This is a genomic window from Streptomyces sp. DH41, from assembly GCF_029813785.1.
GTDB lineage: Bacteria > Actinomycetota > Actinomycetes > Streptomycetales > Streptomycetaceae > Streptomyces.
This window is the reverse complement of sequence record NZ_JARVKY010000013.1, coordinates 100695-124963: the sequence shown is the minus strand read 5'-3', so window position 1 is coordinate 124963 and position 24269 is coordinate 100695. Positions and strand designations below refer to the sequence as shown.

Annotated in this window: 24 protein-coding genes; 10 read left to right on the top strand and 14 right to left on the bottom strand. The window is 71.5% G+C overall.

Annotated elements, in window-relative coordinates:
• Window positions 1–141 precede the first annotated feature (141 nt).
• From hisF to hisD, 8 genes are read right to left on the bottom strand one after another with little or no spacing between them, the layout of a single operon-like run.
• Complete coding sequence (hisF, locus tag QC283_RS21860) at window positions 142–897, bottom strand: imidazole glycerol phosphate synthase subunit HisF (protein ID WP_279563295.1); 756 nt, start codon at window positions 895–897, stop codon at window positions 142–144.
• 25 nt (window positions 898–922) lie between these two features.
• Window positions 923–1318: a RidA family protein gene (locus tag QC283_RS21855; protein WP_055416449.1), complete on the bottom strand. Its 396-nt coding sequence runs from the start codon at window positions 1316–1318 to the stop codon at window positions 923–925.
• The gene (gene priA, locus QC283_RS21850; protein WP_279563392.1) at window positions 1315–2040 is read right to left on the bottom strand and encodes a bifunctional 1-(5-phosphoribosyl)-5-((5-phosphoribosylamino)methylideneamino)imidazole-4-carboxamide isomerase/phosphoribosylanthranilate isomerase PriA; all 726 of its coding nucleotides are present in this window, start codon (window positions 2038–2040) and stop codon (window positions 1315–1317) included. Before priA ends, QC283_RS21855 begins: the two co-directional genes overlap by 4 nt.
• Before the next feature lie 17 nt (window positions 2041–2057).
• Complete coding sequence (gene hisH / locus QC283_RS21845; protein ID WP_398011113.1) at window positions 2058–2696, bottom strand: imidazole glycerol phosphate synthase subunit HisH; 639 nt, start codon at window positions 2694–2696, stop codon at window positions 2058–2060.
• The gene (locus QC283_RS21840) at window positions 2693–2857 is read right to left on the bottom strand and encodes a hypothetical protein (RefSeq protein ID WP_279563294.1); all 165 of its coding nucleotides are present in this window, start codon (window positions 2855–2857) and stop codon (window positions 2693–2695) included. The genes hisH and QC283_RS21840 overlap by 4 nt, the downstream gene beginning before the upstream one ends.
• A 3-nt stretch (window positions 2858–2860) precedes the next feature.
• On the bottom strand, window positions 2861–3454 hold the full coding sequence (gene hisB, locus QC283_RS21835; RefSeq protein ID WP_279563293.1) for an imidazoleglycerol-phosphate dehydratase HisB: 594 nt from the start codon (window positions 3452–3454) through the stop codon (window positions 2861–2863).
• Window positions 3451–4590, bottom strand: coding sequence for a histidinol-phosphate transaminase (locus tag QC283_RS21830; RefSeq protein ID WP_279563292.1), 1140 nt, complete (start codon window positions 4588–4590; stop codon window positions 3451–3453). The genes hisB and QC283_RS21830 overlap by 4 nt, the downstream gene beginning before the upstream one ends.
• The gene (gene hisD, locus QC283_RS21825; protein WP_279563291.1) at window positions 4587–5912 is read right to left on the bottom strand and encodes a histidinol dehydrogenase; all 1326 of its coding nucleotides are present in this window, start codon (window positions 5910–5912) and stop codon (window positions 4587–4589) included. The genes QC283_RS21830 and hisD overlap by 4 nt, the downstream gene beginning before the upstream one ends.
• A gap of 201 nt (window positions 5913–6113) precedes the next feature.
• Here hisD and QC283_RS21820 point away from each other — a divergent pair, with 201 nt between their 5' ends.
• The 5 genes from QC283_RS21820 (at window position 6114) to QC283_RS39645 (ending at window position 10423) form a co-directional block, all read left to right on the top strand.
• On the top strand, window positions 6114–7691 hold the full coding sequence (locus QC283_RS21820) for an oxidoreductase (protein ID WP_279563290.1): 1578 nt from the start codon (window positions 6114–6116) through the stop codon (window positions 7689–7691).
• Between the two features lie 302 nt (window positions 7692–7993).
• On the top strand, window positions 7994–9031 hold the full coding sequence (locus QC283_RS21815; protein WP_279563390.1) for a hypothetical protein: 1038 nt from the start codon (window positions 7994–7996) through the stop codon (window positions 9029–9031).
• Between the two features lie 11 nt (window positions 9032–9042).
• A complete protein-coding gene (locus tag QC283_RS21810; RefSeq protein ID WP_279563289.1) occupies window positions 9043–9783 on the top strand; it encodes an LON peptidase substrate-binding domain-containing protein in 741 nt (246 codons plus the stop codon).
• A gap of 13 nt (window positions 9784–9796) precedes the next feature.
• A complete protein-coding gene (gene ybaK, locus QC283_RS21805) occupies window positions 9797–10297 on the top strand; it encodes a Cys-tRNA(Pro) deacylase (protein ID WP_279563288.1) in 501 nt (166 codons plus the stop codon).
• Window positions 10298–10348: 51 nt separating this feature from the next.
• Window positions 10349–10423, top strand: a complete 75-nt coding sequence (locus QC283_RS39645) for a 50S ribosomal protein bL37 (protein ID WP_383525684.1) — start codon at window positions 10349–10351, stop codon at window positions 10421–10423.
• 37 nt (window positions 10424–10460) lie between these two features.
• On the opposite strand, the gene QC283_RS21800 is transcribed toward QC283_RS39645, so the two are convergent.
• From QC283_RS21800 to QC283_RS21785, 4 genes are all read right to left on the bottom strand, one after another.
• Entirely contained in the window at window positions 10461–11168 is a 708-nt protein-coding gene (locus tag QC283_RS21800; RefSeq protein ID WP_279563287.1) for an AAA family ATPase, read from the bottom strand.
• 34 nt (window positions 11169–11202) lie between these two features.
• Window positions 11203–12027 (bottom strand): ABC transporter permease, encoded by an 825-nt coding sequence (locus QC283_RS21795; protein ID WP_279563286.1) that lies wholly within the window; start codon window positions 12025–12027, stop codon window positions 11203–11205.
• An 89-nt stretch (window positions 12028–12116) separates the two neighbouring features.
• Complete coding sequence (locus QC283_RS21790) at window positions 12117–13091, bottom strand: ABC transporter ATP-binding protein (protein WP_279563389.1); 975 nt, start codon at window positions 13089–13091, stop codon at window positions 12117–12119.
• A 185-nt stretch (window positions 13092–13276) separates the two neighbouring features.
• Complete coding sequence (locus tag QC283_RS21785) at window positions 13277–14497, bottom strand: NYN domain-containing protein (protein WP_279563285.1); 1221 nt, start codon at window positions 14495–14497, stop codon at window positions 13277–13279.
• Between the two features lie 237 nt (window positions 14498–14734).
• Between QC283_RS21785 and QC283_RS21780 the strand changes: the two genes are divergently transcribed.
• Entirely contained in the window at window positions 14735–14899 is a 165-nt protein-coding gene (locus QC283_RS21780) for a hypothetical protein (protein WP_279563284.1), read from the top strand.
• A 127-nt stretch (window positions 14900–15026) separates the two neighbouring features.
• On the opposite strand, the gene dnaE is transcribed toward QC283_RS21780, so the two are convergent.
• Window positions 15027–18566 carry a DNA polymerase III subunit alpha gene (gene dnaE / locus QC283_RS21775; RefSeq protein ID WP_279563283.1) on the bottom strand — a complete coding sequence of 1180 codons (3540 nt, stop codon included), beginning with the start codon at window positions 18564–18566 and terminating at the stop codon, window positions 15027–15029.
• Window positions 18567–18858: 292 nt separating this feature from the next.
• Between dnaE and QC283_RS21770 the strand changes: the two genes are divergently transcribed.
• The 4 genes from QC283_RS21770 to QC283_RS21755 all read left to right on the top strand — a co-directional run bounded on the left by QC283_RS21770 (window position 18859) and on the right by QC283_RS21755 (window position 23616).
• Window positions 18859–20199 carry a DUF2252 domain-containing protein gene (locus QC283_RS21770; RefSeq protein WP_279563282.1) on the top strand — a complete coding sequence of 447 codons (1341 nt, stop codon included), beginning with the start codon at window positions 18859–18861 and terminating at the stop codon, window positions 20197–20199.
• A gap of 69 nt (window positions 20200–20268) precedes the next feature.
• Window positions 20269–20976: a hypothetical protein gene (locus tag QC283_RS21765; protein ID WP_279563281.1), complete on the top strand. Its 708-nt coding sequence runs from the start codon at window positions 20269–20271 to the stop codon at window positions 20974–20976.
• 78 nt (window positions 20977–21054) lie between these two features.
• Entirely contained in the window at window positions 21055–21855 is an 801-nt protein-coding gene (locus QC283_RS21760) for a DsbA family protein (RefSeq protein WP_279563280.1), read from the top strand.
• Between the two features lie 75 nt (window positions 21856–21930).
• Entirely contained in the window at window positions 21931–23616 is a 1686-nt protein-coding gene (locus tag QC283_RS21755; RefSeq protein ID WP_443032659.1) for an alkaline phosphatase D family protein, read from the top strand.
• Here QC283_RS21755 and QC283_RS21750 read toward each other — a convergent pair.
• Entirely contained in the window at window positions 23601–24245 is a 645-nt protein-coding gene (locus QC283_RS21750; RefSeq protein WP_279563387.1) for a dienelactone hydrolase family protein, read from the bottom strand. The genes QC283_RS21755 and QC283_RS21750 overlap by 16 nt on opposite strands.
• Window positions 24246–24269: the final 24 nt, after the last annotated feature.

Sequence of the window (24269 nt, the reverse complement as noted above, 5' to 3'; positions counted from 1 at the left end):
GAAAGAAAAGTTACGCAATAAAACTTGCGCAACTTTCCCTTCCTAAACCCTGGAGTCCCGCTCCTGACACCTGGCCGCCATGCCTTCGAACAGAGCATCGCGCGCGGTCCCGCAGCCGCCACCAACGAGCAACACCTCGAACTAGCGCACGGGATGCCCCGCCCCCCGCAGCGTCTCCTTCACCTGGCCGATCCGCAGGTCGCCGAAGTGGAAGACGGACGCCGCCAGCACCGCGTCCGCGCCCGCCTCGACGGCCGGCGGGAAGTCGGCGAGGCGGCCCGCGCCGCCGGAGGCGATGACGGGGACGGTCACGTGCTTACGAACCGCCGCGATCATCTCCAGGTCGTAGCCGTCCTTCGTGCCGTCCGCGTCCATCGAATTCAGCAGGATCTCCCCCGCGCCCAGCTCGGCGGCGCGGTGCGCCCACTCCACCGCGTCGATGCCGGTGCCGCGCCGGCCGCCGTGGGTGGTCACCTCGAAGGTGCCGGCCTCGGTGCGGCGGGCGTCCACCGACAGGACCAGCACCTGGCGGCCGAAGCGCTCGGCGATCTCGCGGATCAGGTCGGGGCGGGCGATGGCGGCCGTGTTCACGCCCACCTTGTCCGCGCCGGCCCGCAGCAGCTTGTCGACGTCGTCGGCGGTGCGTACCCCGCCGCCGACGGTGAGCGGGATGAAGACCTGCTCGGCGGTGCGGCGCACCACGTCGTACGTCGTCTCGCGGTCGCCCGACGAGGCGGTGATGTCCAGGAACGTCAGCTCGTCGGCGCCCTCGGTGTCGTACACCTTGGCCATCTCGACGGGGTCGCCCGCGTCGCGCAGGTTCTGGAAGTTCACGCCCTTGACGACCCGGCCGTTGTCCACGTCCAGGCAGGGGATGACTCGGACCGCCAGGGTCATGAATCCACGGCTCCTTCGATGCCTCTTACTGTCCTCTGAATGCTTCCAGCTCCACCGACACCAGGACCCGGGAGTCCATGAAGCCCTCCACGACCAGCAGGGTCGTGACCGGGCGTACGGAGTCGAACAGCTCTTTGTGGGCGCGGCCCACCTCATCGACGTCCCGGGAGTGTGCCAGATACACACGGGTCCTGATCACGGACTCGATGCCCAGCCCGAACTCGCCGATCGCCTCGACCGCGGTGGCGAAGGCCACCTTGGTCTGTTCGTACGGGTCGCCGTCGCCGTACAGCAGGTCGCCCTTGAAGGCGGTCGTGCCGGCCACGATGACTTGATCACCCGCCGCCACGGCACGTGCGAACCCGAAGGACTCTTCCCAGGGACTTCCGCTCTGCACGCGCCGTACGGCTTCGGATGTCATGACGCCACAGCCTCCAAGGCTTCTTCCAGGGTGAACGCCTTCGCGTACAGGGCCTTCCCTACGATGGCGCCCTCGACACCGGCCGGGACGAGGCCGGCGATGGCGCGCAGGTCGTCCAGGGACGACACGCCGCCCGACGCCACGACCGGGCGGTCGGTGGCCGCGCAGACGTTCTTCAGGAGCTCCAGGTTGGGGCCCTGGAGGGTGCCGTCCTTGGCGATGTCGGTGACGACGTACCGGGCGCAGCCCTCGTTGTCGAGGCGGGCCAGCGTCTCGTAGAGGTCGCCGCCGTCGCGGGTCCAGCCCCGGCCGCGCAGGGTCGTGCCGCGTACGTCCAGACCGACCGCGATCTTGTCGCCGTGCTCGGCGATGACCTTGGCGACCCACTCGGGGGTCTCCAGGGCTGCCGTGCCGAGGTTCACGCGCGTGCAGCCGGTGGCGAGGGCCGCGGCGAGGGTGGCGTCGTCGCGGATGCCGCCGGAGAGCTCCACCTTGATGTCCATGGCCCTGGCGACCTCGGCGATCAGCTCGCGGTTGTCCCCGGTGCCGAACGCGGCGTCCAGGTCGACGAGATGCAGCCACTCGGCGCCGGAGCGCTGCCAGGCGAGGGCGGCCTCCAGAGGGGAACCGTAGGAGGTCTCGGTGCCGGACTCGCCGTGCACGAGGCGGACGGCCTGGCCGTCGCGGACGTCGACGGCGGGGAGGAGTTCGAGCTTGCTCATCTCTACCGGGCTCATCTCTACAGGGTCTCGATCCAGTTGGTGAGGAGCTGGGCTCCGGCGTCGCCGGACTTCTCGGGGTGGAACTGGGTGGCCCACAGGGCGCCGTTCTCCACGGCCGCCACGAAGGGCTTGCCGTGCGTGGACCACGTGACCCTGGGAGCGGCGATCAGCGGGTTGTGCGACTCCTGGGACCACTCGTGGACGGCGTAGGAGTGCACGAAGTAGAAGCGGGCGTCCGCGTCCAGGCCGGCGAAGAGCCGGGAGTCGGCCGGTGCCTCGACCGTGTTCCAGCCCATGTGGGGGACGATCTCGGCCTGGAGCGGTCCGACGGTGCCGGGCCACTCGTCCAGGCCCTCGGCCTCCACGTCGTGCTCGATGCCGCGCGCGAACAGGATCTGCATGCCGACGCAGATGCCCATCACCGGGCGGCCGCCGGACAGCCGGCGGTCGACGACCCAGTCGCCGCGCGCGGCCTTCAGGCCGTCCATGCAGGCGGCGAAGGCGCCGACGCCCGGCACCAGCAGCCCGTCGGCGTTCATGGCCTTGTCGTAGTCACCGGTGATCTCGACGTCGGCTCCCGCGCGCGCGAGGGCACGCTCGGCGGAGCGGACGTTGCCGAAGCCGTAGTCGAAGACGACGACCCGCTTGGCGGTCAATTCCAGACCTCCAGCCTCAGGACGCCCGCGAAGAGACACATCGCGGCGCCGATGGACAGCAGCACGATCAGACCCTTGGGCATCTGCTGCTTGGCGAAGGAGATGATGCCGCCGATGAAGAAGAGGCCGACGACGATCAGTACGGTGGACGTGCCGGTCATGGGTTACAGCGCGCCCTTCGTGGAGGGCAGGATGCCGGCCGCGCGCGGGTCGCGCTCCGAGGCGTAGCGCAGGGCCCGTGCCAGCGCCTTGAACTGGCACTCCACGATGTGGTGCGCGTTGCGCCCGTACGGCACGTGCACGTGCAGCGCGATCTGCGCCTGGGCGACGAAGGACTCCAGGATGTGCCGGGTCATCGTCGTGTCGTACTCGCCGATCATCGGCGCCATCTTCTCGGGCTCGGTGTGCACGAGGTAGGGGCGGCCGGACAGGTCGACGGTGACCTGGGCGAGGGATTCGTCCAGCGGGACCGTGCAGTTGCCGAAGCGGTAGATGCCCACCTTGTCGCCGAGGGCCCGCTTGAAGGCGGCACCCAGCGCGAGGGCGGTGTCCTCGATGGTGTGGTGGGAGTCGATGTGCAGGTCGCCGTCGGTCTTCACGGTGAGGTCGAACAGGCCGTGCCGGCCGAGCTGGTCGAGCATGTGGTCGTAGAAGCCGACGCCGGTGGCGATGTCGGTCTTGCCGGTGCCGTCGAGGTCGATCTCGACGAGGACCGAGGTCTCCTTGGTGGTGCGCTCCACGCGCCCTACGCGGTTCATGCGTCCTGCTCCTTAGGGGGTGTGGGGGTCTCCCCCACAAAACGCTGTACTTCACGGGCCGCGTCCAGGAACGCGTCGTTCTCCTCCGGGGTGCCGGCGGTCACCCGCAGCCAGCCCGGTACGCCGTTGTCCCGGACCAGGACGCCCCGGTCGAGGATCTCCCGCCAGATGGCGTGCGAGTCGGCGAACCGTCCGAACTGGACGAAGTTCGCGTCGGACTCGGTCACCTCGTAACCGATCGCGCGCAGTTCGGCGACCAGCCGGTCCCGCTCGGTCTTCAGCTGCTCGACGTACTTCAGCAGCGTGTCCGTGTGTTCCAGGGCGGCCAGCGCGGTCGCCTGGGTGACGGCCGACAGGTGGTACGGCAGCCGTACGAGCTGGACGGCGTCGACGACGGCCGGGTGCGCGGCGAGGTAGCCCAGGCGCAGGCCCGCCGCGCCGAACGCCTTCGACATCGTGCGGGAGATCACCAGGTTCGGCCGGCCCGCCAGCAGCGGCAGCAGCGAGGCGCCGTGGCTGAACTCGACGTAGGCCTCGTCCACGACGACCATCGACGGCTTGGCGGCCTGCGCGGCGTCGTACAGCGCGAGGACCGTCTCGGCGGGGACCGCGTTGCCGGTGGGGTTGTTGGGGGTGGTGATGAAGACGACGTCCGGGCGGTGCTCGGCGACGGCCTTCTCGGCGGCGGGCAGGTCGATGGTGAAGTCGTCGTGGCGCGGGCCGGAGATCCAGCCCGTGCCGGTGCCGCGCGCGATGAGGCCGTGCATCGAGTACGACGGTTCGAAGCCGATCGCGGTGCGGCCCGGCCCGCCGAAGGTCTGCAGCAGCTGCTGGATGACCTCGTTGGAGCCGTTGGCCGCCCAGACGTCCCGCGTGTCCACGGCGTACCCGGAGGTCTTCGTCAGGTACTCCGCGAGTTGCGTGCGCAGTTCGACCGCGTCCCGGTCCGGGTAGCGGTTGAGGTCGCGGGCGGCCTCGCGGACCCGCTCGGTGATCCGCTCGACCAGCGCCTCGGGCAACGGGTAGGGGTTCTCGTTGGTGTTCAGCCGTACCGGCACGTCCAGCTGGGGCGCGCCGTAGGGGGACTTGCCGCGCAGCTCGTCCCGTACGGGGAGGTCGTCGATTCCGAACGTCACTTGCTCTGCGGGACCTTCCACTCGAACCTCGCCTTGATCGCCGCGCCGTGCGCGGGCAGGTCCTCCGCCTCCGCCAGCGTCACCACGTGGTGCGCGACCTCGGCCAGCGCGTCCCGCGTGTAGTCGACGATGTGGATGCCGCGCAGGAAGGACTGCACCGACAGGCCCGAGGAGTGGCAGGCGCAGCCGCCGGTGGGCAGGACGTGGTTGGACCCGGCCGCGTAGTCACCGAGCGAGACGGGGGACCAGGGGCCGACGAAGACCGCGCCGGCGTTCCTGACCCGGTCGGCGACGGCGGCGGCGTCGGCGGTCTGGATCTCCAGGTGCTCGGCGCCGTAGGCGTCGACGACGCGCAGGCCCTCGTCGATGCCGTCGACGAGCACGATCGCGGACTGACGGCCCGCCAGGGCCGGGACGATCCGGTCGTCGATGTGCTTGGTGGCCTCGACCTGCGGCTGGAGCTCCTTGACGACCGCGTCCGCGAGGTCGGCGGAGTCGGTGACCAGGACGGCGGCGGCCAGCGGGTCGTGCTCGGCCTGGCTGATCAGGTCGGAGGCGACGTGCACCGGGTCGGCGGTGGCGTCGGCGAGGACCGCGATCTCGGTCGGACCGGCCTCGGCGTCGATGCCGATCTTCCCGGTGAAGTAGCGCTTGGCGGCGGCGACCCAGATGTTGCCGGGACCGGTGACCATGTTGGCGGGCGGGCAGGACTCGGTGCCGTAGGCGAACATCGCGACGGCGGTGGCGCCGCCGGCCGCGTAGACCTCGTCGACGCCGAGGAGGGCGCACGCGGCGAGGATCGTCGGGTGCGGCAGGCCGTCGAACTCGGCCTGCGCCGGCGAGGCGAGCGCGACCGACTCGACGCCGGCCTCCTGCGCGGGTACGACGTTCATGATCACGGACGAGGGGTAGACCGAGCGTCCGCCGGGGGCGTACAGGCCGACGCGGTCGACCGGCACCCACTTCTCGGTGACGGTGCCGCCGGGCACGACCTGTGTGGTGTGCGTCTCGCGGCGCTGCGCGCGGTGGACGAGGCGGGCGCGGCGGATGGACTCCTCCAGCGCCGCGCGCACGGCCGGATCGAGCTCGTCCAGCGCGCGTGTGAGCGCGGCGGCCGGGACCCGCACCCGGTCGAGCCGGACGCCGTCGAACCGCTCGGCGAAGTCGATCAGCGCCGCGTCGCCACGATGATGCACGTCCTCGCAGATCGGACGCACCTTCTCCAGGGCGGCCGAGACGTCGAAGTCGGCTCGGGGCAGCAGGTCGCGCAGGGCGGGGCCCTCGGGGAGGGCGTCGCCGCGCAGATCGATTCGGGAGATCACGGAACCAATTCTCTCAGACCCGCGTCGGGCACTGTCCGCGCGTATCAATGGCTGATACAGAACGCGACGGGTCCGCGCGGGCCACGCCGGGGCTCGGGGAGATCGTGCTCACTATGTGTGTTCAAGGGGTCACTCAGTGGGCATGAACGGTTGTACGAAGTGTGAGCGACCGACGAGTAGTTGGGGAGGGGGTGAAGCGCCGTGACCGAGGGGGACGGCCACCGTGACGGAGAGCTGCCGGACGACCTGACCGCCACCGAGGCCGGCATGTGGCAGGCCTTCCGCAACGGCAGCGTGTACGACCTCAGCAGCGGCGACGCGCTCGCCGACGACCCGCACGGCGGGCATCCGTGGGGACCCGAGCGGACCGTGCGGGCCCGCATCGTGTGCTGGCTGCTTCTCGACGGTCCGCCCGCGCTCGCGGGCCGGGTGTCCTCGCTGCAGCTCGTGGGTGTGCGGATCAGCGACACGATGAACCTCGCGGGCGGCACCGTGGTGCCCTACGTCGAGCTGCGGGGCTGCCGGTTCGAGCGGGAGGTCCTGCTGCCGGAGACCCGTTTCACGACCGTGCGGCTGGTGGACTGCGCGGTGCCGCGGCTGGAGGCGGCCCGGTTGCAGACCGAGGGCGATCTGCATCTGCCGCGCTGCCGGTTCCGGTCCGGTATCCGGCTCACCGACGCGCAGATAGGCACCGACCTGCTGCTCAACCAGGCGATCGTGCACCGGGACCGCAGCGGGCGCTCGATCGCCGCGGACGGTCTGAGCGTCGGGCAGGACCTCCAGGCCGAGATGCTGGAGTCCTACGGCGAGGTGAGTCTGCGCAGCGCCCAGGTCGGCGTCTCGCTGAGCCTGCGCGGCGCCCGGCTCCTCAACCCGTACACGCGGCACGCGCTGAACGCCCCGCAGCTGACCGTGGAGCGCACGCTGTACCTGACCCCGGCCGGGATCGGCAGCCCGCTGCTGCGGGGGACGACTCCGGCGCAGGGGACGCGGATCCAGCGGTTCGAGTGCGAGGGCGGGGTGCGGCTGGACGACGGGCGGTTCGGCGACGCCGTCGACTTCGAGTACGCCCGGTTCACCTTCACCGACGAGCAGGAGCTGTCGCTGCGCCGGGTGCAGACGCCCGAGCTGCGGTTCCTCGGCGAGCGGCCGGCGCGCGGCCGGGTGGTGCTGTCGGGGGCGCGGGTGGTCAACCTGATGGACCGGGCGGCCAGCTGGCCGGGGCCGGGACGGCTGCACATGGGCGGCTTCGCCTACGAGAACCTGGTGCCGCGGGGGCCGTTCCCGCTGGCGAAGCGGCTGCGCTGGGTGGGCGCCGCGACCGCCGAGTACCACCCGGAGCCGTACGAGCGCCTCGCCGCGGTGCTGCGGGCCGGCGGCGAGGACGAGGACGCCCGCGAGGTACTGCTCGCCAAGCACCGCCGGCGCCGCGAGAGCCTGCCCATCGCCGCGAAGCTGGTGGGATACGCGCAGGACTGGACGGTCGCCTACGGTTACCGGCCGGGCCGGGCCGCGGTGTGGATGGCGGTGCTGTGGGCGGCCGGCTCGCTCGCCTTCGCGCGCGCCGACCCGCCGCCGCTGAAGAACGGCGAGCATCCGGACTGGAACCCCGCCCTCTTCGCCCTCGATCTGCTGCTGCCGGTCATCGACCTGGGACAGGCCGGCTTCTGGCAGCTGCGGGACGGCTGGCAGTGGCTGGCGACCGCCCTGATCCTGCTGGGCTGGATCCTGGCGACCACGGTCGCGGCGGGAGCGACACGGCTGCTCCGCCGGAACTGACCGCCTCACCCCGGCCCGGCGCACCGCCTCCCCGCCACGGGGCGCCCGGCACCCGGCCCCGGCCCCGGCCCGGCAAAAACACCACTCCAGACCCGGGCAGCACGCCTCCCCACCCGGCACCCGGCACCCGGCACCCGGCACCCGGCACCCGGCACCCGGCACCCGGCCGAGGGAAGCACACTCCCCGACGGCCACCCGCACCCGACGACGAAAGCCGCACGGTGGTGCGGGTGGGAACACAGACGGCCGAAGGCGAAGCCGAGCCGCACAACCATCACGAACCGTCGGCCGTCGTACTGGCCATGCTGCGCGCGTTCCTCCGGACGGCGGCCCGGGCCGCCCGCCCCCGGACGTCACGGCCCGCCCAAGACGACGACGTACTCCTCGACGCCCCCGACGACCACCTCGCCCCCGTCCTCGTCGCGGCGGCCCGCGGCGAGTCCGCTCCCGCGGCCGCCCTCCTCGCCGGCACCCGGGAGAACGCCGAGTGGGAGCACCGCGACCGCTACGCGACCCGGCTGGCCGCCTTCGCGCGCTCACGCTCCGAGTGGCTCGACGACTGGCGCGCCACCGCTCCCGACGACCCCGACGCCCTGCTGGTCGCCGCCCGGCTGACGGTGGAGCGCCACTGGGACTCGCCGGCCCGCACGGAGCTCCTGCGCCAGATCGCCCCCGCCGTCACGGCCGCCGCCGAGGCCGCCGGCCCCGACCCGGTGCCGTGGCGGACCGCGCTGGACACCGCTCGGGGCGCACGCGCCGGGCACCCCGAGTTCGAGCGCCTGTGGGCGCAGGCGGTCCGCCGCTCCCCGCACCACTACGGCTGCCATGTCGCCGCCCTCGACTACCTGGCCGCCGCCTCACCCGGCGCGCACCGCGAGTGCCTGGACTTCGCCGAGACGGCGGCGCAGGACGCGCCCGAGGACGCGCTCGTACGGGCGCTGCCGCTGAGGGCGGCCTTCATCTGCCTGACGACGAGCGGCGACGACGCGGCGGGCGCGCACCGCGACCGGCTGGACGCGGCCGCCGACCGTGCGATCGCCCTCTCCGCCGCCCGCCCGGCTGCCGACCCCTGGCCGGCCGAGCTGCGGAACCTCCTGGCGTACGTCCTGGTGCGCCTGGAACGCCACCAGGACGCGGCGGAGCAACTGCGTCTGACCGGCCCGTACGTCACGTCCTTCCCATGGGGCCGGGACGGGGACCGAGCCGCGGACGACCCGCTCGGCCGCTTCCTCCAGGTGCGCGCCGACGTCCGTGCCGCGGTGGCCTCGGCGAGGGAGACGACAGGTTCAGGTCATCCACGAAGTGGGCACGGCGGTCGCGTCCGCCCCGGCGACCATTAGGCTTCTGGGTCGTGACCACCGTCCGGCTCCCCCTCTTCCCCCTGAACTCGGTCCTGTTCCCGGGGCTGGTGCTCCCGCTCAACATCTTCGAGGAGCGCTATCGCGCCATGATGCGCGAGTTGCTGAAGACTCCCGAGGACGAACCGCGCCGGTTCGCCGTCGTGGCGATCCGCGACGGCTACGAGGTGGCCCGGAGCGCGCCCGGCCTGCCCGACCCGACGACGACGCTCGAGCGCGGACCGACGGCCGGGTTCGGGCCCGACCCGGTCAAGGCGTTCCACAAGGTGGGCTGCGTCGCGGACGCGGCGACGATCCGCGAGCGGGCCGACGGCACCTTCGAGGTGCTGGCCACCGGCACGACCCGGGTGCGGCTGCTCTCGGTGGAGGCCTCGGGCCCCTTCCTGACGGCCGAACTGGAGCCGCTGCCCGAGGACGACGGCGACGAGGCGGGCGCGCTGGCCGAAGGGGTGCTGCGGTCCTTCCGGCAGTACCAGAAGCGGCTGGCGGGGGCACGCGAGCGGTCGCTGGCGACCGGCGCCGAGCTGCCGGACGAACCGGGCGTGGTCTCCTACCTGGTCGCCGCCGCGATGATGCTGGACACGCCGACGAAGCAGCGTCTGCTCCAGGCTCCGGACACCGCCTCGCGCCTGAGGGACGAGCTGAAACTCCTTCGCTCCGAGACGGCCGTCATCCGTAACCTGCCGTCGTTGCCGGCGGTGGACCTGACGCGCGGTCCCACGAGTCTCAACTGAGGTACTGGTCCCCATGGCGAAGAAGTCCAAGAAGCAGCAGTCCGGTGGCACCCCCGCGACGGTGGCGCTCGCGGCGGCCGGAGTGACGTACACGGTCCACGCGTACGAGCACGATCCCTCCCACCCGTCCTACGGCGAGGAGGCGGCCGAGGCGATGGGTGTCTCGCCGGAGCGGGTCTTCAAGACGCTGGTGGCGGACGTCGACGGCGCGCTGACGGTCGCCGTGGTGCCGGTGGCGGGCCAGCTGGACCTCAAGGCGCTGGCCGCCGCGGTGCGCGGCAAGCGCGCGGCGATGGCCGACCCGGCGCTGGCCGAGCGCACCACGGGCTATGTGCGGGGCGGCATCTCTCCCCTGGGCCAGCGCAAGAGGCTCCCGACGGTCCTGGACGCGTCGGCCTCGGATCACGCCACGATCTGCGTCTCGGCGGGCCGCCGCGGCCTGGAGGTCGAACTCTCCCCCGAGGCCCTGGCCGAGCTGACGGAAGCGGTCCTCGCCCCGATCGGCCGGGCGTGACCGCGCGTACCCCCTCGACGGGCGCCCCGTTCTCGGCTAATCAGACAGAACATGTCGAAGAGAACCCGCAAACGCAGGTGGCGCATCAAGAAGCGCAAGGCGAACCACGGTCGCCGCCCCGCCTAGCGGGGCCTGAGCCGGCGTAGGCCCCGCCTGGCGGCGCCTACGCCGGCTTCTTCCCGTACGGCTCCGTCGGCCGCTGCTGCGGCCCGGGCCAGGGATCGGGCTCCGGATCCCGGGGTCCGAACAACCCCGTCAGCCCCAGATGCACCACCAGCGCGGCCACCGACCACGCCAGCAGAGCCCCCTTCGCGCTCAGCTTCAGCGGTGCGGAGAACGTCACGCCCTGGCCCACGTCCTTCGCGTGGGCGATCACGTCCTGTGCGGGGCCCAGCCACACCCCGACCCGCCACGCCAGCAGCGACCCGAGCAGCCCGCCGACGCCCAGTGCCACCACCAGCGGCACGCCACCGCGCCGCCGCAGCAGGAAGACGACCACCGCGCTGAGTGCGCCGAACGCCAGCGCGAGGAGTGTGAACACGCCGTCGACGCCGATCACCCGTTCGCCCTCCGGGTTCTCCGGGACGACCGTCCAGCCGTCGCCCAGCACGCCGCCGACCAGCGGCACGCTCGGCGCCAGCTTCCACCACAGCACTCCGAGCAGCGCACCGGAGAGCGCCACCGCCACCACGGTCACGGCGGCCTGACGCACTTCGGTCAGCATCCCGGGGCCGTCCTGTTCGCCGTGGTGGTCGTGCGGGGCGCCGTGCGCGGTGCCCATCGCGTGCGCACCGACGGGCGGTGGCACCGGCCCGCCCTGATACGACGAGTGTTCGTTCGGTGGCGGCGGCGGGTTCAGAGGTGCGGTCACCCCGCCATCGTGCCAAACCCGCCTGTGCGGCGCGTCACCGGACGGCGGCCCGGCGGTACGCCCAGGTCGCCACGGCCAGCGAGATCACGCCGACGACGGCGCACACCGCGAGGTCACCGAGGACGAAGGCCCAGTCGGGTCGTTCCCCGAAGGTGCGCGCGAAGGCCTCCACGCCGTACGTGGAGGGCAGCAGGTCCCGCGCCAGGCGGACCACCTCCGGCAGCCGCTCGGCCGGCAGCACGCCCAGCAGCAGCGCCGCCGACATGCCCAGCTGGCCGAGGAGCGTGGCGAACTCGGGCCGGGGCGCGAGCAGGCCCAGAGCCGCGCCCAGCCCGGCGAGCGCGGCGCCCGCCAGCGGGATCACGGCCACCAGCACCCACAGATGCGTCATCGGCAGCCCGAACAGCAGGCACCCGAACACCGCCGTCACCACGGTCCCCGGCACGGTGAAGGACGCGTACGCGCCCGCCGCGCCCAGCACCACCGCGGCGGGCGGCACCGGCAGCGTCGCGTAGTGGTCGAGGCCGCCGCTGGCGCGCAGCTGGCCGAAGTACTGGGCGAGGAGGTTCAGGGCGACGAAGGCCACGACGAGTACCGCCGAACCGGCGACCACGGCCCGCGCCTCGCCGCCGCCGTCCACGACCCCGCGCATCAGGATCATGATCCCGACCGACTGGAAGGTGGCCACGAACAGCAGCGGGATGCGCGCGACCCGCGCCCGGGACAGCTGTGCCCGGTAGACGGCCACCAGGGAGGGCCACAGCCGTGCCTTGGGGCCGAGCTCGGCCGCGCCGGTGGCGCCCTGCTTCTCGGCGGCCAGGGCGCCGCCCGGCAGGACATCGGCGGGTACGACACTCACGTCGCGCTGCTCCCCTTCGGTCGGGTCGTTCGAAGCGGTCGCCCTGATGGGTACGGATGCGGCGGCCGGGGTGCTCACCGTTCGCGGAGTCAAGCCCTCACCAGTCCCTGTCGCGCGGCACCGCCCAGCGCCAGGTAGACATCCTCCAGGCTGGGCGTGGCGAGGGTGAAGTCGTCCAGTGCGGCGAAAGCGGCGCCGCCGGTGACGGTGGCGACGACCGCGCGGGCCTCCTCGGGGGCGAGCCGCAGTGTCCAGCGGCGGCCCGACTCGGTGGCGCGGTCGCGCAGGGCGGCGACCTCCGGGACATGCAGTGGCGCCGTCTCGCGCCACACCAGGTCGACGCGGACCTCTCCGGCGACCTTCTCCTTGAGCCCGGAGGGCGTGTCGCAGGCGATCACGCGCCCCCGGTCGAGGACGGCGACCCGGTCCATCACGGTCTCGGCCTCGATGACGTTGTGGGTGACGAGCAGCACGGTGGCGCCGTTCTCGGCGCGTCGCCGGTCGACGGCCCCCCACACCGCGCGCCGGGCCACCGGGTCCATACCGGTGGTCGGCTCGTCCAGGACGAGCAGCGAGCGCTCCCCCACCAGCGCGGCGGCGAAGCAGGCCAGGCGGCGCTGTCCGCCGGAGAGTTTCTTGATCGGGCGGGCGGCGAGCGGGGTCAGGCCCAGCTCGTCGAGGACGGCGTCCCGTTCGGCGCGGGCCTGCCGCACCTCCAGGCCGCGCAGCCGTCCGGTGGTCTCGGCGGCGAGGGAGACGGTCAGCTCGTCCAGGGCGCTGGACTCCTGCCCGAGGTAGGCGAGGATCCGCGCGGCCCGCTGCGGGTGGCGCACGATGTCGTGCCCGAGGATCTCCACGCTGCCGCGGTCCGGGCGCATCAGCCCGGTGAGCTGGCGTACGAGGGTGGACTTGCCGGCGCCGTTCGGTCCGAGCAGTCCGAAGATCTCGCCGCGGCGGATCTCCAGGGTCACGTCGTCGGTGGCCCGTACCTCGGGGGTGGCGGGAGCGCCGCGCCTGCCGCGTACCGGCGGATAGGTCTTGGTCAGTCCGCGCACCACGCACACGGCATCGTCACCGGGTCGAAGTGCCTGTGCCGCGCGCGTACTCACAAGGGACGAGAGTACGGGGTCCGCCCCTCCGCCCCGCCCTCGGGTCCGCCCATAAGTGTCGATTCAGCCGGGAAAGCCGGAGGGAAGCCGAGGGGACACCGAGGGTGAGCCGGAGGGAAGCGGAGGAGCGCCGGGGAGTCTCACTCCACCGCCGGGGTGCGCTCGGTCGCCGTCCGGACGTCGATCTCCCGCCAGAATCCGGCCCGGATCGCGTACCGGTCGTGCTCGTCGATCTGGTCGTCCTTGTGGGCCAGCAGTCCGAAGCGGGCCGCGTACCGCAGCAGCTCGCCGTCGACGCGGTGCGGGATGCGGGGGTACATCCCGGAGAGTTTCTGCAGGTGGCCGTGGTCGCCGAGGCGTTCCAGCCAGCGGCGGGCGAAGACCTGCCCGACCTCGTACGAGTCGCCGCCGACCGTGGTGATGTCCTCCTCGCGGTCGGCCCAGCGCTGCTCGGCGGTGGTGAGCTGGGCCAGCGTCGGCAGCGAGACGGCCTCGGGCGGCTCGGCGCCGGACCGGTCGACCCAGCCCTTGTCCGAGGACCAGCGCAGGGTGGCGGTCGGCGGGTGCGGGGCCGGGTGGGCGGCTCCGGGGGCGCGCAGGGCGGCGAGGTCCTTGGGGGTGGGGACGCCCTTGGCGGGCGGTACGCGTTCCTCGGTGCCGTTGTGCGCGGCGCTGGTCGTCGTGGGGTGCTCCGGCTCCTCGGCGGGCCGCCGCTCGGCGGCCGCGGAGAGGGCGGACTCGGGCAGCGGCGCGGAGAGGATCGCGGCGATCTCGGGGCGGGGCGCGGGCGGCGGCGCGCAGAATCCGCCGAGTTCCTTGGCGCGTACGGCCTTGGTGATCCACGTACGGTCCAGGACGCGCCGTTCGTCGGCCTCGGCGACCAGGTCCTCGGACTGGTTGTAGTCGCCGTCGGCGGCCTGTACGGCCCACAGGTGGACGGCGACGCCGTGCTCCTTGGCGGCCATCATGCCGGGCAGCAGGTCACCGTCGCCGGTCACCAGGACGACGTCGGAGCAGGCGCGGTTGCGGGCGAGCTCGGTCAGTTCGGCGTGCATGGCGGCGTCCACGCCCTTCTGCGCCCAGCGGCCGTCGCTGCGGGTGAGGGCGCCGAGCCGGACGGTGACCCGTGGCATGACGCGCAGCCGGCGGTGTTCGGGCTGCGGGACTCGGTCGGGGGCGCCGTCGAACCAGTAGATGCGCAGCAGGGGCTGCTGCGTGTCGGACTCGGCGCGATCGCGGAGCCCCTGGATGAGGGCGGCGTGATCGACGGTGATGCGTGAGCGCGACGGCTCTCCGGCGAGGAGACTGGCGGCGGCCCCCAGCAGATACCCGGCGTCCACCAGGACGATGCAGCGGTCCACGCGATCCACCCTCTTTCCGGGAGGTTTGCTTCGGGCTTCCTTCGAGTCTGCCCGACCACGCGGAGGTTAACGGCCCGAACTCGATCTTCGGCGTGGCGTTTCCGCACAACCGGTTCGCCCTCGCGCCCCGACGAGCCCGCGTCACGGACGGTAATTGCCCGATATGCGTTCTTGGTTGGCCTATGTGAATCTGATCCCGGACCTGGCCCCCAGATCCCCCTCAGGAGGTAGATCACCATGGCCAAGAACAAGAACAACCGTGATCGTAAGCAGCCCCAGACCGAGCGCGCCCAGCAGACGGCCGAGTCGCCCGTGATGGACCGCGAGGAGCAGCACGGCCCGCAGCTGACGCCCGGCGACGTCGCCTCCCGCAAGCGGCAGAAGCGCTTCGGCCACAACTGACACCCGCAGGACGGGCCGTTGCGGCCCGCACACCCGAGGGGCGCACCCGGCAACGGGTACGCCCCTCGGTCACTACGGGAACCTCGGACCCCTCCAGGGCCCCGGCCGCTTCGGCCGCCCGGCGTGCTCAGCCCGCCAGGCAGGACGGACCGAGCAGCACCTTCAGGTCGCCGAACAGGGCCGGATCGGGCTTCACCCGGTGCCGGTCCAGCCGCAGCACCGTCGTCTTCCTCGGCCCCTGGAGCTTGATCCGCACCTCGCTGTCGCCCCGGTGGTGGGTGAGGATCTCGCCGAGGCGGCTGACCATCGGCGGAGTGACCCGGGTGGCCGGGATGGTGAGGACCACGGGGGCGTTGGCGCCCGCGTTGGACAGGTCGGGGACCATCAGCTCCATGGCGACCAGCCGGGGCACGTCCTCCCGCTTGTCCAGGCGCCCCTTGACGAACACCACGGCGTCCTCGACGAGTTGGGTGGACACCAGCTGGTACGTCGCCGGGAAGAACATGCACTCGATGGAACCCGCGAGGTCCTCCACGGTGGCGATGGCCCAGGCGTTGCCCTGCTTGGTCATCTTGCGCTGGAGGCCGGAGATGATGCCGCCGATGGTGACGACCGCGCCGTCGCCGAAGTCACCGCCGGTGAGCTGGGAGATGCCCGCGTCGGCCTTGTCGGACAGCACGTGCTCCAGGCCGAAGAGCGGGTGGTCGGAGACGTAGAGACCGAGCATCTCCCGCTCCTGGGCGAGCAGATAGGTCTTGTCCCACTCGTCCTCGCCGAAGACGACGTCGAGTCCGAAGCCGGGCTCGTCGTTCTGCTCCTCGCCCATGCCGCCGAAGAGGTCGAACTGGCCCTCGGCCTCCTTGCGCTTGACCGCGACCACGTTGTCGATCATCGGCTCGTACTGCGCGGTGAGGCCCTTGCGGGTGTGCCCCATCTCGTCGAAGGCGCCGGCCTTGATCAGCGACTCCGTCGTCCGCTTGTTGCAGACGACGGCCTCCACCTTGTCCAGGTAGTCGGGGAAGGAGGCGTACTTCCCCTTGGCCTTGCGGCACCTGATGATCGACTCGACGACGTTGGTGCCGACGTTGCGGACGGCGGAGAGGCCGAAGAGGATCACGTCGTCGCCCTGCGCGGCGAAGTTCGACATGGACTCGTTGACGTTGGGCGGGAGGACCTTGATGCCCATGCGCCGGCACTCGTTGAGGTAGACGGCCGACTTGTCCTTGTCGTCCTTGACCGAGGTGAGCAGACCGGCCATGTACTCGGCCGGGTGGTTCGCCTTCAGGTACGCCGTCCAGTACGAGACCAGTCCGTACGCGGCCGAGTGCGCCTTGTTGAAGGCGTAGCCGGCGAAGGGGACCAGCACGTCCCACAGGGCCTGGATGGCCTCGTCGCTGTAGCCCTTCTTGCGGGCGCCCTCCTGGAAGAGGACGAAGTTCTTCGCCAGTTCGTCGGGCTTCTTCTTGCCCATCACGCGGCGGAGGATGTCGGCCTCGCCGAGCGAGTAGCCCGCGATGATCTGGGCGGCCTTCTGCACCTGCTCCTGGTAGACGATCAGGCCGTAGGTGACGGACAGCACCTCCTGGAGGGGTTCCTCCAGCTCCTTGTGGATCGGCGTGATCTCCTGCAGGCCGTTCTTGCGCAGCGCGTAGTTGGTGTGCGAGTCCATGCCCATGGGGCCGGGACGGTAGAGCGCGGAGACGGCGGAGATGTCCTCGAAGTTGTCGGGCTTCATCAGCCGCAGCAGCGAGCGCATCGGTCCGCCGTCGAACTGGAAGACGCCGAGCGTGTCGCCCCGCTGGAGCAGGTCGAAGGTCTTGGGGTCGTCCAGCGGCAGCGACAGCAGGTCGAGGTCGACGCCCTTGTTGGACTTCACCATCTTGACGGCGTCGTCCATGATCGTGAGGTTGCGCAGGCCGAGGAAGTCCATCTTCAGCAGGCCGAGCGACTCGCACTGCGGGTAGTCCCACTGCGTGATGGTCACGCCGTCCGTGTGCCGCACCCAGATGGGGGCGTGGTCGACGATGGGCTCGCTGGACATGATCACGCCGGCGGCGTGCACGCCCATCTGCCGCACCAGGCCCTCGACGCCCTTGGCGGTGTCGATGACCTTCTTCACGTCCGGCTCGTTCTCGTACATCGAGCGGATCTCGCCGGCCTCGCTGTAGCGCGGGTGCGTGGGGTCCGTGATGCCGTTGAGGTCGATGCCCTTGCCGAGGACGTCGGCGGGCATGGCCTTGGTGAGCCGGTCGCCCATGGCGTACGGGTAGCCCAGCACGCGCGCGGAGTCCTTGATGGCGTTCTTCGCCTTGATCTTGCCGTACGTGCCGATCATGGCGACCTTGTCGGCGCCGTACTTCTCCGTCACGTACCTGATCACCTCGACGCGCCTGCGCTCGTCGAAGTCGATGTCGACGTCGGGCATGGAGACGCGCTCGGGGTTGAGGAACCGCTCGAAGATCAGACCGTGCGGGATCGGGTCGAGGTCGGTGATGCCCATGGCGTACGCCACGATCGAACCGGCCGCGGAGCCTCGGCCGGGGCCGACCGCGATGCCCTGGTTCTTGGCCCACATGATGAAGTCGGCGACCACCAGGAAGTAGCCCGGGAACCCCATCTGGATGATGACGTCCATCTCGTACTCGGCCTGCTTCTGACGGTCCTCGGGGACCTGGCCCGAGAAGCGGCGCTCCATGCCGCGGCGGACCTCCTCCTGGAACCAGGTGACCTCGGTGAAGCCGTCGGGGATGTCGAACTTCGGCATGAGGTCGCGCTTCTCGAACATGCCGGTGGTGTCGATCATCTCGGCGATCAGGCGCGTGTTGGCGCAGCCCTCCTGCCAGGCGTCGGAGGAGTCGATGGCGTACATCTCGTCCGTCGACTTCAGGTAGTAGCCGGTGCCGTCGAACCGGAAGCGGTCCGGGTCGGAGAGGTTCTTGCCGGTCTGGATGCACAGCAGGGCGTCGTGGGCGGTCGCCTCGTGCGCGTAGGTGTAGTGCGAGTCGTTCGTCACCAGGGGCGGGATGCCGAGCTTCTTGCCGATCCGCAGCAGGTCCTCGCGCACGCGGTGCTCGATGTCGATGCCGTGGTCCATCAGCTCCAGGAAGTACCGGTCCTTGCCGAAGATGTCCTGGTAGTCGGAGGCGGCCTGGACGGCCTCGTCGAAGTGGCCGAGGCGCAGCCGGGTCTGCACCTCGCCGGAGGGGCAGCCGGTGGAGGCGACGATCCCCTCGGACCACTGGGAGATCGTCTCCTTGTCCATCCGGGGCCACTTCTGCAGCCAGCCCTCGGCGTACGCGTCGGAGGAGAGCTTGAAGAGGTTGTGCAGGCCGGTGCTGTTGGTCGCCCACATGGTCTTGTGGGTGTAACCGCCCGAACCGGAGACGTCGTCCCGCTTCTGGTGCGGCTGGCCCCACTGGATCTTGCGCTTGTTGCGGCGCGACTCGGGGGCGACGTACGCCTCGATCCCGATGATCGGGGTGACTCCGGCCTTCTTCGCGGAGTGGAAGAAGTCGTACGCCCCGTGCAGGTTGCCGTGGTCGGACATGGCGATGTGCGACATGCCCATTTCATTGCAGGCGTCGAACATGTCCTTGAGCCGCGCGGCACCGTCCAGCAGCGAGTACTGGGTGTGGACGTGCAGGTGCGTGAACGGCGGCTTGGACACGTTCGGCCTCCTTGAGTCGAATGCTGTGGCGCGCGGCGCCTCGATGGGGGGGTGGCGGTCGGGCGACGGGTGGGCGACGGGCCGGCGGCGGGCCGCGGTCGGTCCGGGGGTCAGCGTCGAAGTCTATGCCTCGCCACTGACACTCCGAGGCGATCCACGCGTACCTTCGGGGGCGGGCCCGCGTGTCGGGGCGGGCCCCTGGGCGCGGGCACTCCCGCACCCCTTCGAACGTTGGTCCGAGTGGAGACGCGCTCCACTCGTCACGCACCACCCGCACCAGGAGGCACCAGGCATGTCGGTCCCGCAGCTCAACGAGGAGCACCGCGGCGAGGAGATCCTCGCCGTCTTCGACACCGCCTTCGGCCAGCTGCTGGCCGCGGATCCGGCGGCGTTCCGCGTGAAGTTCCGGAAGATGGCTGCCTCGGCCTTCGCCTTCTACCGCGGCACGGCAGGCCTGTTTTACCATGATTTGACCGTGGACCAGGAGTTCGGTTCGCAGCACGGCGGCCCGTACCTGGACGAGCGGACCTCCCGGGTGTGGATCCACGGCGACCTGCACGCGGAGAACTTCGGCACGTACATGGACTCGACCGGCCGGCTGATCTTCAACGTCAACGACTTCGACGAGGCCTACGTCGGCCCCTTCACCTGGGACCTCAAGCGCTTCGCCGCCTCCATCGCGCTGATCGGGTACGCGAAGGCGCTCAGCGACGAGCAGATCACCGAGCTGGTGCGGGTGTACGCGGACGCGTACCGCGAGCGGATCCGCGCCCTGGCCACCGGCGCCAAGAGCGACGAGGTGCCGCCGTTCACGCTGGACACCGCGGACGGGCCGTTGCTGGGCGCCCTGCGTGTCGCCCGTTCCCTGACCCGTTTCGGGCTGCTGGAGACGATGACCGAGATCCGCGACTTCGAGCGCCGTTTCGCCCCGGGCGGCGGCTCCATCGAGCTGGACGCGGCCACCCGCTACAAGGTGCTCGCGGCCTTCGACGGCTACCTGGAGACGCTCCCGGAGTCGTCCCTGACCCGCCCGGACTCCTACCGCGTGAAGGACGTCGTCGGCCGCCGCGGCATCGGCATCGGATCCGCCGGCCTGCCCTCGTACAACATCCTCCTGGAGGGCAACAGCGACGCCCTGGAGAACGACGTCGTGATCTACATCAAGCAGGCCCAGACCCCGGCGGTCTCCCGGCACATCAACGACCAGGCCATCCGGGACTACTTCCAGCACGAGGGCCACCGCACGGTGATCTCCCAGCGCGCCCTCCAGGCGCACGCCGACCCGTGGCTGGGCTGGACCGAGCTGGACGGCTCGGGCCAGCTGGTCGCGGAGGTCTCGCCGTACGCCGTCGACCTGGACTGGGGTGACATCGACGACCCGGAGGAGATCGCCGAGGTCGTCGCCGACCTGGGCCGGGCCACGGCCGCCATGCACGCGGCGGCCGACGACCAGTCGGGCGAGTCCCTGGTGCCCTTCTCCACCGAGCGGGCCATCGACGCGGCCATCGCCGCCGACGAGGAGGGTTTCGCCCCCCTGCTGGTCGACTTCGCCCACCGGTACGGCGCACGCGCGCGTGCCGACCACCAGACCTTCGTCGACCTCTTCCGCAACGGCCGGATCCCGGGTCTGTAACCGTCGGCTCTCGCACAGGAACCCTTTAGGGGTCCCTTACCGGGTCCCATGACACACTCTTCAATCGCTATGGACATATCCGGAACCCCGCTCAGAGCCGTACGCGCGGCGCTGTTCACGGCACTCGTCGTGACACTCAGCACCGCGTCGCACGTGCTGCTGTCCGGGGTCCCGCTGCCGCTGCCCACCGTGGCCGGGGTCGCCGCCGCCGTCTTCCTGATCGCGTACGCCCTGGCCGGGCGGCGCGAGCGCGGCTTCGGGCGGATCGCCGCCCTGCTGATCCCGCTGGAGCTGGCCGCCGACACGCTCTTCACCACCGGCCAGCACGTCTGCTACGGACGGACGGGCGGCCCGGTCACGGGCCCGCTGCGCTCCGTCGGCTTCGACGTGCTGTGCGGCGGCGGGACCGGCGTCCACGCCGGCGTCGCCGCCCCGCTGACCCGGGTGACGGGCGCCGAGACCGACCGGCTGGCGACCGTGCTGGCCGACTCCGGCCCCGCGACCGCCTGGCTGCTGCTCGGCGCGCACGTCGGCGTCGGCCTGCTGGCGGCGGCCTGGCTGCGGCGCGGCGAGCGGGCGCTCGCCCAGCTGCTGAGCGCGATGGCCGCGACCACCTTCCGGCCGCTGCTGCTCGCCGTCGCGGCCGTGAGCGTACGCCGGCCCCCCGAGGTGCGCTGCCCGGCGGCCCCGGCCCGCCGCACCACCGGCGCCCGCGAGCGGATCCTCACGCACTCCCTGGGACGGCGCGGACCACCGTGCCCGGCCGCCTTCGTGTGACCCGTCACCGAGCACCCGGCAGTCCCCCATACGCACTCCGCACACCCCCGTGTGCGCGTCCCCGGAGAGATCACCACCATGAGCAAGCGGAACACCCAGGCGGCCAAGACGGCGGCGCGTGAGCGCCTGCGCGAGGAGCGCGAGCGCCAGGCCAAGCGCGACAAGACCAAGCGGCAGGTCGTCGTGGCCTGCTCCATCGTCGGCGTACTGGCGATAGCCGGCGGCATCGGCTACGCCGTCATGCAGATGAACGAGCCCTCGGGCTGGGACAAGGCCGCCGAGGCCAAGGTGGTGGCCCCGGCCAACACCTCCGGCAAGAACGGCACCACGGTCCTCGTCGGCGACTCCGAGTCCGACCACGTCGTCCACCTCTACGAGGACCCGCGCTGCCCGGGCTGCGCCTCCTTCGAGCAGGGCGTCGGCGAGTCCGTCAACAAGGGCATGGAGGACGGCACCTACAAGCTGTCCTTCACGATCGGCACCTTCCTCGACGGGAACCTCGGCGGCGAGGGCTCGAAGAACGCGCTGAGCGCGCTCGGTGCCGCGCTGAACGTCAGCCCCGAGGCGTTCATCGACTACAAGACGGCGCTCTACTCCTCCGAGCACCACCCGTCGGAGTCGACCGACGAGTTCGCCAAGGACGACTACCTGATCGAGGTGGCGGACACGGTCGACGCCCTGAAGAACAACAAGAAGTTCCAGGACGCCGTGGAGAAGGGCACCTACGACGCCTGGGCGATGAAGATGAGCGACGCCTTCCAGAAGGCCGAGGACGTCCAGTCGACCCCGACCGTCAAGATCAACGACAAGGTGATCGAGACGCCGGGCACGGACGCCGAGTGGCAGAAGGCCCTCAAGGACGCGGGCGTCACGAAGTGAATCCCGCGTGAACGGGCGGGCGAACTTCCCGAGTTCGCCCGCCCGCTCGCATACCGATCAGTAACCTGATCGGTCGTGACCAGTCGACACAGACCATCCGAGAACACCGTTCCGTCGACCGCCGACGGGGCCAACACCCTGATCCCGAGCCGCCGTACGGTCGTCAAGGCCGCGGCGGCCGGCGCCGTCCTGGCCGCCCCGCTCGCCGCGGCGCCGCCCGCCAGTGCCGCCGGCGTCGCCCCCGCCTTCCTGCACGGCGTCGCCTCCGGCGATCCGCTGCCCGACGGCGTCCTGCTGTGGACCCGGGTGACCCCGACCCCCGAGTCCATACCGGGTTCCGGGGCCGGCCCGGACACCGAGGTGAGCTGGGTCGTCGCCACGGACAAGGCGTTCACGAACATCGTCACCAAGGGGTCCACCACGGCGACGGCCGCCTCCGACCACACCGTCAAGGCCGACATCCGGGGCCTGTCACCCGCCACGGACTACTGGTTCCGCTTCTCCGCCGGCCCCACCGACTCCCCCGCCGCCCGCACCCGCACCGCCCCCGCGGCCGACGCGGCGGTGGCGGGCCTGCGCTTCGGCGTGGTCTCCTGCTCCAACTGGGAAGCCGGCCACTTCTCGTCGTACCGGCATCTCGCGGCGCGCGGCGACCTGGACGCCTGGCTGCACCTGGGCGACTACATCTACGAGTACGGCACCGGCGAGTACGGCACCCGCGACACCGTCGTACGCCCGCACGCGCCCGCGCACGAGATCCTCACCCTCGCGGACTACCGCACCCGGCACGGCCGGTACAAGACCGACCCCGACCTCCAGGCGCTGCACGCCGCGGCGCCGGTCGTGGCGATCTGGGACGACCACGAGATCGCCAACGACACCTGGTCGGGCGGCGCCGGGAACCACACCGAGGGCGCCGAGGGCACCTGGGCGGCGCGTCAGGCCGACGCCAAGCGGGCCTACTTCGAGTGGATGCCGGTGCGCCCCGCGATCGCCGGCACCACCTACCGCAGGCTGCGCTTCGGCAAGCTGGCCGACCTGTCGCTGCTGGACCTGCGCTCCTTCCGCTCGCAGCAGGTGGCGCTCGGCGACGGCGAGGTCGACGACCCGGAGCGCACCCTCACCGGCCGCGCCCAGCTCGACTGGCTCAAGTCGGGTCTCGCCTCCTCGGACACCACGTGGCGGCTGGTCGGCAACTCGGTGATGATCTCGCCGTTCGCCATCGGCTCGATCCCCGCCGAACTGCTGGGGCCCCTCGCCGAGCTGCTCGGGCTGCCCAGGGAGGGCCTCGCCCTCAACACCGACCAGTGGGACGGGTACACCGACGACCGCCGCGAACTGCTGGCGCACCTGCGCGCGAACGCCGTCCGCAACACGGTCTTCCTGACCGGCGACATCCACATGGCCTGGGCCAACGACGTGCCGCACAACGCCGCCACGTACCCGCTGTCCGCCTCGGCCGCCACGGAGTTCGTCGTCACCTCGGTGACCTCCGACAACCTCGACGACATCCTCAAGGTCCCCGAGGGGACGGTCTCGGCGATCGCCGCACCGTTCATCCGGGCCGCGAACCGGCACGTCCACTGGGTCGACACCGACCGGCACGGCTACGGCGTGCTGGACATCACCGCGGACCGGACGCAGATGGACTACTACGTCGTCTCCGACCGCACGGAGCCGGACGCCACGTCGAAGTGGGCGCGGTCGTACCGCACCCGCAGCGGTACGCAGCGGGTGCAGCGGGTCTACGCGCCCGTCTGAGAGGCGTCCGCCTCCTGAAGCGTCTCGAGGAAGCCGAGCGCCACCCGCCAGGTGGCCTCGGCCGCCTCCTCGTCGTAGTCCGGCAGGCCGGGGTCGGTGTAGAGGTGGCCGGCCCCGGCGTATCGGTACACCTCGACGTCGGCGCCGGTCCGGCCCATCTGGAGATACCAGGCGCTCAGCCAGTCGTCCGTCTCGAAGGCGTCCGGCTCCGCGACGTGCAGCTGGACCGGCAGGTCGTCGACCGAGGCGTTGGCCGCGATGTCAGACGTGCCGTGCAGGAGCAGCAGACCACGGGAACGGTGGTCACCGAGGGCGAGGGTCTGGGCGATGGAGGCGCCGAGCGAGAACCCGGCGTACACCAGTCCCCGTTCGGAATAGGGGGCGGCGGCCAGCACGGCGCGCTTCAGCAGCTCCTCCTTGCCGATCTCCTCCTGGTGGGCCATGCCCTCCTCGACCGTGTCGAACGTCCGGCCCTCGAAGAGGTCCGGTGTCCACACCTGGTGCCCGGCTTCGCGCAGCCGGTCGGCGGCCTGCCGCACCGCGGGCCTGGGGCCAAGGGTCGAGTGAAAGAGCACGATGTTCATGAGGCCATGGTGCCAGCCGGGTGTGACAACGCGGTGCGCGGCGATACCCGGGACGGGACGGAAGTCACA